Source organism: Acetivibrio mesophilus, from assembly GCF_004102745.1.
Taxonomy (GTDB): domain Bacteria; phylum Bacillota; class Clostridia; order Acetivibrionales; family Acetivibrionaceae; genus Hungateiclostridium; species Hungateiclostridium mesophilum.
In genome coordinates, this window is record NZ_RLII01000025.1 from 34,830 (window position 1) to 48,381 (window position 13,552).

A 13,552-nucleotide genomic window follows, 5' to 3' on the forward strand; every position below is an offset into this window, starting at 1 on the left:
TTTATTCTCCTTTTACTTAGGTCTTGCAGGAACAATATGAGCCCCTTTTTTACCATAGTGAATAATTCCAACTGTTGTATCTGTTGCAATACCAGTATTCGGATCAACATATTGACCAATTATCTCACCAAAATCTACTCTTTCTTTATTATTTCCAATCATAGTTCCTGTTCCTGCTTTTTCATCAAGCAATCTTTGAACATCATTCACATCACCATTTATAGTACTTTTAACTTTACCATTTGCTATTTCATTTTTATAATTGTTAGTTCCAGGAATATGTTTTTCCTGCTGTCCTACATTTACCTTTGCTTCAAATCCATTTACTATTTTAGTTCCACCCGTTCCCTCTGTCATTTTAGCAAACTTTTCGTAATTCCGGTTGAAACTATCAAAACCGCTTCTAGCCTTTAATACTCCACCGGCACTAACTTCTGCAGCAAGCATCAATTCACCAACACCAACTGCCGTAAGCATTAAGGATATTGTACCATCACCACTCAATATACCCTTTATACCAATCGTAGTATCTCGCATTCCACGCGCGCCTATTAAGGCACCACCTGCAAATTGCGATGCACCTTTAATCGTATTGTAAGCACCAGTTAATGTACCTCCTATGTAATAGTATTCATTATCCTGAATGCCTAGAAAATTTGTTACATTATTTTCAAAGTATTCAAATCTTTTTTGTGCTTCGTCATAGAATTCCATATGTAAACGGTAAACCACGCGTACTGGTATAAAAATCACCGTCATTTCTGACGGTAAAATTTTAGCGATTTTGATCCGCTTTGCGACATTCAGTTGGTAGATCTTTTGACCATGGAAGTAACATTTCCAAAAAGGAAGTATTTTTATCATCCATGTGTTTCGGTATCTCTTCCAGTAAATATTTGAAATACTGATATGGTTTTAAGTTGTTTGCCTTAGCTGTCTCAGCAATACTGTAAATGATTGCGCTTGCCTTAGCTCCTTCAATCGTATCGATCATATGCCAGTTGCGTTTTCCAATACAGAATCCTCTAATTGATGACTCACAGGCATTATTGTCTAGGGGAACATAACCATTCTCAAGAAATGTTTTTAAATATTTCTCCTGATTCAGGCAATAAGTAAATCCCTTACCTGTTTCCGATTGTGCCGGCACTTCATTCCGGTGCTCTTTTATCCACGCAAAGAAAGCCTCAACTTGTGGTTTTACAAGTAGTTGACGCTGAGCAACACGTTCCTCTGGTTTGAGATCCAGAAGACCATTGTCGATTTTGTATATGATGGCTATTTGCTTCAATGCAGCATAGGCCAGCGTATCTTTTGCAGCTTCTTTGCCTAGTGCTTTCACCACATTAGCGAATCTTCTGCGTGAATGGCTCCAACACCCAGCTATCCTGATATCAGGATTTTCTTTTTCAAGCTTATGGTAAACTTCATAGCCATCCGCTACAATAATACCTTTATACCCTTTGAGGAATTCGCGGGGATGGTCAGCCTTCCGTGTTTTCTGATAATCATATAGAATGATTGGCGGGTCATGATATATTTTTCCCGTGCGGTATACCCACATATAACTTTTGGAACCGGCAGCTCGTCCGTCTTTAGAGACGAGAACCGGCGTCTCGTCTGCTTGGGATACATGGCACCGATGCAATTCTTCATGCAGACGATCATATAAAAGTGAAAAATAGCGCTCTGCACACTGTATGGTCCAGTTTGCCATTACTTGCCGGGATATGTTGATATCATTCCGTGCAAATTCCTGCTCCAGTCTGTACAATGGAACTGCATTTATATATTTACTATTAAGAATACCTGCTTCCAAGGATGGAGTTACAATACTGTTACGCAACAGATCCGTTGGACGTTCTGCCTTTACAATTGTTTGATTATCTTTGCCGACATAAACAGCTACATGGTGTTCTTCCACTTCAAAGGTAGCTGGATGAAACTGAAGTCTTTTATAGATTTCATCCGGAAGGCGTTTCCCTTTGGCTTTTTTACGCTTATACGGCTTCGGGCATACTTCCTCAAACTCAGGTTCTATAACATTCTTTTCTGCGATTGTGACTTCTGCCTCATTAAAGCATAATTCCATCTGGCCTTCCCATTCCATCTTTTCAGAGGAACGCCCAAATTTCTGCTGCTTTGCTATCTTCGTAGCTTCAATCAGAAGGTTGATGTTTTTGTTCATCTGTTCTAACTGTTCGCTTTGCTTTGCAAGGAGCTCCTGCTGATTAAGGAAGAGTTGTATAATATCTTTTTTACTATATTTAATTAATTCGATTTCTGTATACGTTTTCTCCATATGTCTACAATATCACGAAAATGGATAATATGGAATAGGTTAAAAGTAACTTCTAAAATTTGTGGATAAACTTGACGAAATCTAATGTTTTTAAGGAATTCCAAGATAAGTTATCCACTAAAAAACCCGTTTTGGTTGTACTTTATTCACAGATTTTGATGGCTCAATGGAAAGACCTTCTGTTAACCATCTAAACTGACGTTGGGTAATCTCTTTAGCTTCCTTTTTACTTCGAGGCCATTGGAATTTACCGTCTTCCAAACGTTTATTCAAAAGAACAAATCCATCACCTTCCCACAATAGCCCTTTGATTCTATCGGTTCTCTTACCACAGAAAAGAAGCAAAATATTTTGAAAAGGATCCAAGCAGAACTCACTTTCGACAATCCTGGCAAGACCATCGATTCCACGACGTAAGTCGGTATATCCACACGCAATAAATATACGGTCAAAACCAGTAGCATCATTAAACATGGCGAATTACCTTCAGAACAGCTTCCAGCAACTCAGTACTGGTTTGATTCGTAATTTCCAACCTATAATCACCAATATTTATAACCAAATCAGGTATGAGTGAAGCCGATAGAAGAGCTTCTTTATGATGATTCCCAATAGGAATCGGAGCAAATATAGTTGGCTGATGTTCTTTATGTTCTTTTTCAGGATTTTGTATAGATGTGCAAATTTCTTCTCGTAACCTGCGCTGCCAGTAAAAAAACTGTTGCTCACTTACATTATTTTCTTTACACCATGCCTTTACAGTCATACCGCTAGTACGGCACTTCTCAACAATGGGCCTCCATTTTGAAAGATGATACTGAAGTTTTACTTCTTGAGCATTCATCTAATAATTCTCCTTTACAGTTTTTTAAGTTTACTTGAAAAACTATTACAAGTTTCTAAAGTAACTAGCAAAAATATTATAGAAGAATTATCTCATGATCCTTAATTCTTTGCGAGGTACTCATGGTTTACCGCTTACGACAATTCTACTATGTGATGAGCTATTTGGCGGTTACGAAGAAAAAAGCGGCTATCCGCAGATAACCGTCTTTATTTACAACTTAATGGATTTAAAACTATTTTCCTTTGTAGGAGTGTATTATGTTCTCATAATTTATATTTTTTAACTTCTCAATAGCATTGCCACATACTATGAGAACATCATGATGATTAAAACATATTAAATACTCTAAATCCCTATTAGTTAAATAAAACTCAAATCCGTAGGTTTCACCTAATACAGAAACCACATCATCGCCTTTATTAAAACAAAATGCCTCCTTTTCATCAGTAGGATTAAAAAACATAATAGTCTCAACATCACCAATTAACTCACCAAGCCATAACCATGCATCTTTGCTATTGACGCTTAAATCATCTTTAAGATACTCCCATAATGGCATACTTTTACTTCCACCTGCAAATTTATCTATAACTTTGCTTATCATACGTTCAACTTCAATAGCTTCAACTTTCTCTATATTAATATTTAACGAGCTAGCAGCAGATAATATTTGCTCTTGTATATTCCACACAACTACACCTCCAGTTCTTTTGCTTATCATCTATTAATAGGAACATCATCAACCAAAATATGTCCACGTATTGCACCCCCACTATTTCTCTTTCCACCCGTCTGATATCCAATATGAGGTACATCAGGACCATGCGTAGTATGTCCGATATCAATATTAACCTCTGCTCCATTTTTCGCTCTCCATTCAACTGGAAAGGACTTCCCATTTACATCTTTCGCCCATTCAGTTACTTCAAATTTTTCTTTTGGAACCCCTGTTCTTTTGAAAGCCTCTTCCAATGCGTCTTTATAAGTTTTTTCTGTACCTCTCCAATCAAGGTCTACATCGGGATTAAACGTATAGCCAGTCTTACTCGTTCCCTCACTACAAGGACTATAACTATTATATTATTCCGACTTCAATATCTCAATCAAAAAATCAAATTCCTTCCAAGGTTCTGAGCCTTTTTAAAAATCAGTTCTTTCCGTCAACTTTCTCAAATGGCCTGTATTCAGTCTTGGTCTTCATCATGCCGTAAATAATCCTCACAAGCCGCCTCGCCACGCATACAAGCGCCTGTGGTTTGTTTTTGCCTTCCTTGACCTTCTGTTCGAAGTATTCCCTGAATACTGGGTGCCTCGGTTTTCCTGACGCCGATATGGCTACCATTTGTATCGCCATGAAATGGAATATGGCATTCAATGCCCTGTTGCCATTCCGGCACCTTTGGTCTTTACCCTTTCCGGCGGAGCTGAATTGCACCGGTGCCAAGCCCATAAACCGGGCCAGCTTGTCTGAGTCTGGGAAGCGGTTAATATCTCCGATTTCAGATATTATCTGTGCTTCTGTAACAAGGTCGATTCCCGGCATTGTATGTAGCTTATAGCCTGTCAAAGGTATCAGCTTTCTTAGTTCATCGTCAATTTCGGCAATCAACTCCTTGTTGTGCCTGATATCTTTTACGATGTTTCTGACTATAAAATCTCTTTCGGGCTGATAGTCCTTTCTTGTGTCTCCATCCCTTTCAATCATGGATATAATCTCATGAATACGCTGTATTTTAAGTGCCTGATGCACCGGCTTTATCGTCAGATATATTTCTTCCGGTGTTGTGTTCCATATATACTCCGGTGACGGGTAGTTCTCCCAGAAACATAAAGCACTCTTGGAATCAATCATGGCAAAAAATTTCCTGTAAGATGGGTAACTGTAGGAAAGCTGGCTGTGGAGCTGGTTCTTGTTCATCACATTGCCCTTTACAATCAAATCCCGCCTTTTAACTATCTGCCGGATTGTCCAGAATATATCCTCATGTTTGGCATCCTGCAGAGTGTCTACCATATCCCTGAGTACCCTTGCCACACAATAGGCATCATAGGAGTCATCCTTGTAAATGATAGGGTTTGCCAGCCTTACAGCACTTGTATAGGCAGGGTTAACGTGCTTGACTTCAAATTTCCTGCCCACCAGATAGGCAGCAAGGTTTCTGCCAAAGCCTCTGGTATCTTCAAGTCCGAATACAATTTCCTTTGTGCCGCAAATCTTCCTAACATCCTCAACAAATGCAGGGTATCTGGATGGTCTATTCTCAAAGTTAATCTCACCCAGTTTATTCATCCAGCAATCTATAACAACTGCACAGTGGGTATCCTTGTGCATATCAATTCCAACAAAGCAGGTGTTTCGTTTATGATAAATATTTATCCTCTCCTTTTCCAATGTCTCCACCACTCATACCGGCAACCTCAATTTAAGAGCGTTAGATTCGATTAGGGACATTTCTTGTAAAGAAGTGTCCTTCAACCTTAATCCTCGCAAGGGAACGCCAACCTATCTATTCCTGGTGTGACAAATTACGTGATTTCAGGCATCACGAGCCTTGGTTCATTTGCTTTCAAAGTTCTTTTACTGCTTCGCTTGGACATAAATTCTTTAATGTTTCTGACCGATATAACTGTGTTAATAACTGCTGCAGCCCTTACAAATCCCTCTTTACTTGCCCCGTCTGTTTCTATAAAGCTTACGGCTTTGACCTACGCTTTTTACGTTTCATAGGAGCAATACAGAAGTCCTTTTACTGGCTGCTAAACCTTATTCCAACCTTTACTTTGTAAATTATTCTGTGTGTAATCCTCTGGTTTGTAGTTCTCCAAGGTTTTTCTGCACTTGATGTTTTCGTACAGAATAGAATCCCCTTTGAGAACTAGCTTCTTAATCCAGCCGCTGGACAATGATTTTTCCCATACTTCATTCTCAATACTGGTAAAATACAACTCCAGCGCCCTTTCAATAATTGCATTTGCACCCTCCAAGCCTTCCTGCTTGGCAAGTGCTTTGGCTTTGTTCAATATTGCTTCCTCTATGGTTGTGGTAATCTTTATTCTCACACTATCACCCCTTCCTACGGTTAAAGCCTTGAAAGCCTTTATTCCGTAGTAACATGTTCCCTCTGAACCGCTAATACATCAAGTCATTTCTGCACTTGTATACAGTATTTTTAAGGGTTTCAGAGGATGGGGCGCTGCTCCTGCCGAAGGATTTATCTCAATAGGAGCAGCACTTCCAATTGTTCATTTTTGAGCGGTTTCGCCCTAAGTATTACTTAGCCTCAAATTGTGCTCAGTGGCAATGAAGTGAGCCACACTCAGCCCAAAATTGGGTTCAGTGGCTTTTACTCAAATTTGAGTAAAACTATCTTGCTTCAAGAGCCACCACCCAAGAGAGCGTAGTGCCATTTTTAGGCTTAACAGGCTTATCCCAAGTACCCTGACCATCTACACGCACTATCACTCTGTAATCGGTCATATCCTCCATCCAGCCAGGTACATTGGAGCGGTCAAGGGCAATTTCTTTCCTCATGCCTATGGCATACTGGCTGAGGTCTGCAAGGATTAAGTCACCTTTAGAGCCTAATGCCGGGCACTTCTCGGTAAAGATGATTTCTTTGCCAAGAAGGGTGAATCTGCTTGCCTCTTCCTTGAATACAGGTATCTGAGCACCCCCAGTTCCAATAGTGATAGTCATTGTGAGCAATTGCGGAATTACTGAGGGATTTGCAAGCCATACTGCATTGGTAAAGCAGGAAGGTGCCAGCCTTGCAAACATATTGACCACATTGCTGTAATTGATTGTGGCAGCGGTCTGGTTCGTTTCCTTGGTGACGGTTATCAGAGCAGGATCATTGAGGATACCAAGTGGTTGTCCTTCTCCTGTTCCATTGATAAAGGCATAGTCCATGTACCAGCCCAAGCCTTTAATAAGAGCACCTGCAAGCATTTCTTCAAAGGACATTCCGTCTGCTATGAGTTCATTGGATGCCTGACTGAAACATGCCAGCTTCTTGGCTTTCAGTTGAATCAGCCTTAACTTGGCTGTTTTTCGTGTGCCTGTCTGTCCTTCTTCAAGCCATTCGCCAGAGATGCCGCCGAATAGGTTGTTGGTTCTGTCTGCTCCGTCAAAGGCTGGTACTTTCTTTGTTTCACTTCCCATTGCCCATACCGTTGCTCTTGGACGGATGATTTCATTCTCCAGGGATTTATCCATCAGGAAGGCTCCGTATTCCTCCGGTACGGAATATCCGCCGAATTCAGGTATCCCTTCCACCATACTGGCATTTATCAGCCTGTTGTCGGCTCTTCCCGAGTGAAGTGTTCTCAGGAATTCATCCATGGAATGGAAACCATTGTTGCTTAAGCTCACAGTTTCGTTTCCATAGAACATCCCTCTGAATGATTTTGATACGGCTTTTGTTACAGGTGTTTTTGATTCTTCAATAGGAGATACAGCTTTTTGTGGTGTAATTAGAATTGGCTCAGAGGTTCTGATATTTAATAATTCCTCGTCAATGCTTTCATTAATGCTCTTAATTTTGTCTGTGTAGCGGTTAAACTGTCGCTCCTGTTCATTCGTCAAACTTCCACCTGCTTTTTCAGCTTCCTGCAAAATGGCTTCTGCTTTTTTCACCAATTGCTTTTTCTCATGTACCAAATCTGCTATAAATCTCATGCTTAAACCTCCATTTTCTTAATATTTTTTTGTTAATATGGTCTGGGGTTAATACCCCGTTTGAATCTGCATTTTTTTACGCGGTGCTGCCAGCCCGTTGTTCTTTTTCTTTGCTGTAGAGATTTGACCTCCCCCTGCCCTCAAATCCGCTATGTCCATGGTTTTCACACAATCATCCAACTTTCCTTATGCAATTTATATATCTTCTGTGGTGAGTGTGGTTAGTTGTGGTTAGTTTTTATAAAAGTCTATATAATAAAATAAAATATAAAAGTTACTGAAAAACTCACCATAGCCCACCACACTCACCACACCCCTGTGTTTAAGAGGCTTTCAGCTATTTGTACTAACCATCCAACTCACCACAAACTGCTTAAACACACCACACCTATCAACTTAAAGCTCTGTGTTAAATTCATGCTGTTCTCCTAGCAATGGACTTGTGAGTTCAATATCAAGGTAAACTGTTCCACTTCTGTCATATCGTTTACTTAAGTACCTGCTTATCTCTCTTCCAAACTTGGTATTGCTCAGGGTATACTCTCCATTCTCGGAACACCAATTCGAATAAGCTTTGTACAAGGCAGATGCTCCGACACTGCACTTACTGTTTGGTTTCGTACAATCATTCAAGAACTTCTGCATGATATCCATTTCCGAGCGATAATCCATCGTGGCTGATTTCATCGTCTCTGGCATCTCTAATCCTTCCTTCTGCCACAGCTTTAATCCTTCAAGCGCCCAGTTTAATATTCCGTCAATCTCCTTCTCACGAAGATATTCTTTCAAATGTGGGTCACGCTTCTCCGGTGGAATATATACGGTGAAAGGGATTAGCTTCACCCTGTTCCAGATGCCATCATCATTGCCCGATATCTGCGGTTTGTAGTTGGTATTAATCCACAGCTTAAACTCCGGTCGGTACTCGAACTCCTTACCATAAAGAAATCTGGCTGTTACCGTGTCCCCACCTGTCAGTTGTTTAATCAAGCTTTCATTAAGTCTTGCATTCTTCTGTGGTTCAGCAGCATTAACAACCCTTGCCCCTTTAAGCCTTGCAATATCAGGATTGGCACTATTGGCTGATACGCTTTTAAGCATCAAGCTATCTACTTGAGCGGTTCTTGCATAAGAACCCAGAAGATGTAACAATGTTTCAGCAAAGGTTCCTTTCCCGTTTCGACCGGTACCATAAAGGATAAACAAACACTCTTCTCCTGTATTGCCTGTAAGAGAATACCCTACCGCCTTTTGCATATATCTGATAAGCTCTGCATTACCATTGGTGACTTTATCCAGATAATCCATCCATCTTGGGCATGTAGCACTAGGATTGAAGCTAGCATTACTGATTTGAGTTATCATAAAGTCCGGGCTGTGTGGATGTATCATTCCTGATTTCAAATCGAGGACTCCATTTTGAAGATTTAACAGCCACACATCTCTATCAAAATCAGCTGTAGTAACTGGAATACGCTCCAAATGCTTTGCTCCTTCTATCATTGCTTTTCTACCTGCTATGGAGCGGGTCTTGGATGCATGTTTTAGAAGTTTATCACGCTTATCCTGGTCAGATAGATTGATAGCTTCGGTATACATTGCTTCCACTGTTTTATCTGCAAGTCGGTTAATCTCTCCTGTCTCATCCTCCTGCCATACCTTACCATTCCAACAATACCAACTATTTTTGGTATAACTGAATCGTATGTTATGGCCATACATGAAAACCAATCTCCTGGCATTTCCCATATCATCTAAACTAAACTCCTGTTGTCCTATAAACTGCTCATCATCCAAAGCAGCTGTTGAAGTCAAACCTTGGATTGCTTTCATTGCTGTTCTTTGAAGATAATCCAAGCGTTCTAACTTGGCTGTGTGTTTGTCGTCTTTACCTCTAGCATAAGGTGAGTCTTTAAAAGCTTCTATGGCTGTACCCACATTGCCAGAGCACCAATAGAGTAACTTCCCCATCAATGCAAGGTCTTTCTCACTTTCGCTAATACACTTCTCACTCTGATACCCACCGTTCCATAGAGACTTGAACACAGCATCCTTTTCAAGTCCGATGTGAAGGTAGTCCTTACCTTTGCTTATACAAGCGTTTTCTATAGCAGCATTCATGGTTGAATTTGCCGACACAGGGTTGATGAAATACTTATTAAATATCTGCATCACCTGCTCTGTTCTCTCGTTTATTGGCTTTAAATCACCATAGACATTACCAGTCATGGTAAAATACCTTTTGGCCTTATACATTTCAATAAAGCCTTTCTTCCTGCCATCCACAGGGATATCACCCTTAACGAAGATGTGAAGACCTTTTCCACTAGGCGAATACTCTGTGTAGCTGTCCAGCATTGCTACTATCTCAACAGCTTCGGCAGATAATGAGCCATCATTTGTAACAACATGATCAAGGTCAATCCCCACTATACCGTTATTGTTAAATTCAAAGCCAATACCGTCATATCCTCCACTATCCAAAGCATTCACACAATCCTTAAAACTTGCCCATGTAGCTGTCTGACCTGCCTTAGCTGGTGCTCCTGTCACTGGGTTAAAAGGCACTTTATTTCTATGACACACCCACTGTGGTAATTTCTTTAACTCTACTGGAATATTTATAAATTGATTCACGTTTCTCACCTCCTTTGTTGCCGAAACCGGGATAAACACGCTACGCGAGTTTATCCGGTTGTCGCGGGCGCGTTCGCGCAAATAAAATAAGAGCCCGACAAATAGTTTTTTAGACTATCTGCCAGGCTCTATAGGTGAGTCATCTGCTCCCTTTGTGGCTCTGTGCCAGAACTATTCACTTTTTTACACCACCTTCTTCTCCAGCCTTACCTCAAATACCTTTCTGCATTTCGGACATTTAATTTCAACATCTGCATAGTCGGCATCAAATACTCTGTGATTACAGCGAGGACAGCGGACTGTGTACTGTTTCTTACTCACCAGCCTTCACCTCCGGTTTCTTTGGTTTCATGAGGCTTGCCATTCGCATCATGATAGGTTCAAATATCTCTCCTACCATGTAATGAACTGACTGTGAGTAATTCTCCTTCGCATCATCTAGCATCTTGGAAACAAGATTATAAAGATTTCTAATGTCATCATCTGTGGCATCTTCTGTACCTATTTCAATAAAAATTTTAGTTCCATCACGCTTAGCAATATAATCACTGACATACTTCTCAAGTGCATATCTAGCAATGCTTGATGTGGTGACACTTGCTTCCGGCATCTGTGCTTGTAATTCAGCTATGATGGAATCCAGTGCATCTGATTGTTTTTGTGTAAGTCTTACTCTTAACATACTATCTTTTTCTGTGGACACAATTGCACCTCCTATGTTTCTTTATGTCATTATTGTACCACAATGTAATACGCATGTCAAGTATTTACAGAAAGAAAACCCGGCTTACCTTTGACTGGCTTGCCAGGGTTTAAAAGTTTTTACACGATCGTAATTGGCTCAAATACTAAATCTTTATCTAAAGAATTTGATGTTAAAAGATTATACAGATTTCTGGAAATAAATATAATACTTGAACACATTAGTCCATCGCCAAACATTTCAGCAGACTTAACAATATCAGTGTTTAAACCTTCAAAAACATCTTTCTTATAAGTAAATCCTCTTCCTGTATAAATATACTTTACTGTTCCACACTTTCTACATGTTAATACTTCTTTAATTGATTGCTCTTTATTGATTAAGCCGGGCTGTAAAACTTCTTCAATATAAATTTGGTTGATATCGTCGATAGGTTTATTTGTTTTAACATTTAAAACACTATGTAATTTATAGCCTTTGATATCACCTTTATCCATAATGCTTCTGACTTTATTATTAATAAACAATTCATCATGAACCCAATTTAACATTAGGAAATTTCGTTTTCCCCATTTGGGGCTCTTATTGATTCTAAATTCTTCCTTTTGCTTTAATCCATAACCACAACTATCACAATAACTAGTACTGTCATATGTTATGTGCCTATAGCTAAAGTAATCTTTTGGTTGAGGATACTCCCATCTAAACTTTGACCTTATTGAAAACCAAGTTGCTTTTTCAATTTCTGCCTTTGAATATATACATTCAATTATAGATGTAATTCCTTCCTTCTGTAAAAATTGATATAAATCGTTTTTCCAATTCTCTTCTTCAAAAAGATATGCAACTATCAAATCTGAATCATCATTTGAGAATTTAGCTTTTTTTTCCTCAAGAAAATTAACAAATTCTATGCTGATAGTTTTTCTATTAAATACTATTCGATGCCTTATCTTCATAAACTATTCATCACTCCTATTTAAAAATAGTTTTTTTAGCTGCATCAAGCAATGCTGGATAATCCTTATAAACTTCTTGTGCGTAGTTCCAAATTTGAGTCTTAGTTAACGTACTATAATTTGTACCGTAAGGTATAAGTTTTCTCCAAGCATTTGTAAATGCTTGATGCTCTGTTTTAGTTACTGCAACACTTAACATTGATTTAGTGTTTGATATTCCTAATACATCTGCCAAACGCTGTTCAATAATATGATGAGCCTGCAAACCTGTTCCTTTTAAAGATTTTGTCAAATTGCCATATGTATCAATTCCATACTTTGATGCTTGAGACAGATCACCAAGAGCCTTACTCGCTCCCTTTTTACCAACTTTGAGCTTAATACCATTTTTAATATCAGAAACAAAGCCTTTTATTCCTTTTTCACTTATTGAACCTAACGTTGATGTAATACGAGTCTTAATTTTTGGGGCTACTTTTGCTGTTGGTATTACCCACATAGCAGTATCAAATCCCGCAGATTGATATTCTACTATTGATTCCAGACTTGCATCCGGGTTAAAGAAATAATTACCGGCATTTTTGGGATTTAAGAGAGTTCTTACATCATTTACTGCTCCTGTTACTATATTCCCCGGAATACTTACCAACATCCTTTGGTGGTTATAATAGTCCTGTGCAGAATTTCCCCAAGATTCAAAATTCGAACCACCTGTTAATAATCCCAGCGTATCATATGCAAAATTCATCTGCTTATTATTACTGTCTATTATGACATAACCAGTTTGTGCTACACTCTTAAACATATTTATACTATAAATTGCTGCAGCTTCAACCTTTTTAATATCAGACTCCAAAGCTTCTTTAGCAGTATTATATACCTTGGAATCTTTTAATCCTAAATCATTGGAAAGGAAAGAATCCAATATTGCATTATTTTCATTCATCTGACTTATAGGGTCTTTGAACAAATCACCTACTTCTACAAGCGCAGCTCCCATATCAGTTACAAACGTGGTATATGCATCGTCTCCACCATATAGGTAGATGATTCTAAAATTTTGTTCTCGTTCTTCTTCGGTTGTTAAAAATAGTTCTTTAAATCCCTCAATTGGATTTCCAAATTCAACTCCGAAAATTCTAAAGTGCCCTGTAGGATCATAGTACACCAAAGGATTATTCCCACAGTACACATACAGATTCAAGCTAAGCGGATCATCCGGTGACCCAGTATATGTATCCTCCTGCAAAAATCTTGCAATCTTCGGATCATACATCCTTGCAGTCAGGTAATACAGCTCTGTTTCCTCATCATACTGATAGCCGGCATACCTTATGTTGTTGTTTATCGGCGTTGTTGTCAGATTTCCATTGGCATCATAGTACTTTTCCTCTTCTATATTACCAAATGCGTCATAGTAGTATGT

The 13,552-nt window shown here is 39.1% G+C and carries 13 protein-coding genes and 1 pseudogene; all 14 read right to left on the minus strand.

The features are described 5' to 3' along the window. Positions 1-12 precede the first annotated feature (12 nt). Positions 13-714, minus strand: a complete 702-nt coding sequence (locus tag EFD62_RS14185; protein WP_069193101.1) for a polymorphic toxin type 50 domain-containing protein — start codon at positions 712-714, stop codon at positions 13-15. Positions 715-775: 61 nt separating this feature from the next. Continuing rightward, a complete protein-coding gene (gene tnpC, locus EFD62_RS14190; protein ID WP_069193100.1) occupies positions 776-2,302 on the minus strand; it encodes an IS66 family transposase in 1,527 nt (508 codons plus the stop codon). Positions 2,303-2,419: 117 nt separating this feature from the next. Beyond that, positions 2,420-2,776, minus strand: a complete 357-nt coding sequence (tnpB, locus tag EFD62_RS14195; protein ID WP_128706324.1) for an IS66 family insertion sequence element accessory protein TnpB — start codon at positions 2,774-2,776, stop codon at positions 2,420-2,422. Continuing rightward, positions 2,769-3,146 (minus strand): IS66 family insertion sequence element accessory protein TnpA, encoded by a 378-nt coding sequence (gene tnpA / locus EFD62_RS14200; RefSeq protein ID WP_069193098.1) that lies wholly within the window; start codon positions 3,144-3,146, stop codon positions 2,769-2,771. The genes tnpB and tnpA overlap by 8 nt, the downstream gene beginning before the upstream one ends. Positions 3,147-3,381: 235 nt before the next feature. Continuing rightward, a complete protein-coding gene (locus EFD62_RS14205; RefSeq protein WP_128706325.1) occupies positions 3,382-3,840 on the minus strand; it encodes a DUF6756 family protein in 459 nt (152 codons plus the stop codon). 26 nt (positions 3,841-3,866) lie between these two features. Further along, positions 3,867-4,178 (minus strand): annotated as a pseudogene (locus tag EFD62_RS14210) (polymorphic toxin type 47 domain-containing protein); the annotation flags it as partial. 118 nt (positions 4,179-4,296) lie between these two features. Then, positions 4,297-5,553: an IS110 family RNA-guided transposase gene (locus EFD62_RS14215; protein ID WP_128706326.1), complete on the minus strand. Its 1,257-nt coding sequence runs from the start codon at positions 5,551-5,553 to the stop codon at positions 4,297-4,299. Positions 5,554-5,906: 353 nt separating this feature from the next. Further along, positions 5,907-6,209, minus strand: a complete 303-nt coding sequence (locus EFD62_RS14225) for a hypothetical protein (RefSeq protein ID WP_194087095.1) — start codon at positions 6,207-6,209, stop codon at positions 5,907-5,909. Between the two features lie 304 nt (positions 6,210-6,513). Next, positions 6,514-7,827: a phage major capsid protein gene (locus tag EFD62_RS14230; RefSeq protein ID WP_128706329.1), complete on the minus strand. Its 1,314-nt coding sequence runs from the start codon at positions 7,825-7,827 to the stop codon at positions 6,514-6,516. 396 nt (positions 7,828-8,223) lie between these two features. Continuing rightward, positions 8,224-10,464: a phage/plasmid primase, P4 family gene (locus EFD62_RS14235; RefSeq protein ID WP_128706330.1), complete on the minus strand. Its 2,241-nt coding sequence runs from the start codon at positions 10,462-10,464 to the stop codon at positions 8,224-8,226. 183 nt (positions 10,465-10,647) lie between these two features. Further along, the gene (locus EFD62_RS17790; RefSeq protein ID WP_170176857.1) at positions 10,648-10,785 is read right to left on the minus strand and encodes a TFIIB-type zinc ribbon-containing protein; all 138 of its coding nucleotides are present in this window, start codon (positions 10,783-10,785) and stop codon (positions 10,648-10,650) included. After that, complete coding sequence (locus tag EFD62_RS14240; protein WP_128706331.1) at positions 10,778-11,167, minus strand: hypothetical protein; 390 nt, start codon at positions 11,165-11,167, stop codon at positions 10,778-10,780. The genes EFD62_RS17790 and EFD62_RS14240 overlap by 8 nt, the downstream gene beginning before the upstream one ends. A gap of 119 nt (positions 11,168-11,286) precedes the next feature. Further along, the gene (locus tag EFD62_RS14245; RefSeq protein WP_027622887.1) at positions 11,287-12,126 is read right to left on the minus strand and encodes a hypothetical protein; all 840 of its coding nucleotides are present in this window, start codon (positions 12,124-12,126) and stop codon (positions 11,287-11,289) included. A 16-nt stretch (positions 12,127-12,142) separates the two neighbouring features. Then, a partial coding sequence (locus tag EFD62_RS14250) for an RHS repeat-associated core domain-containing protein (protein WP_155522902.1) occupies positions 12,143-13,552 on the minus strand: 1,410 nt, incomplete at its 5' end.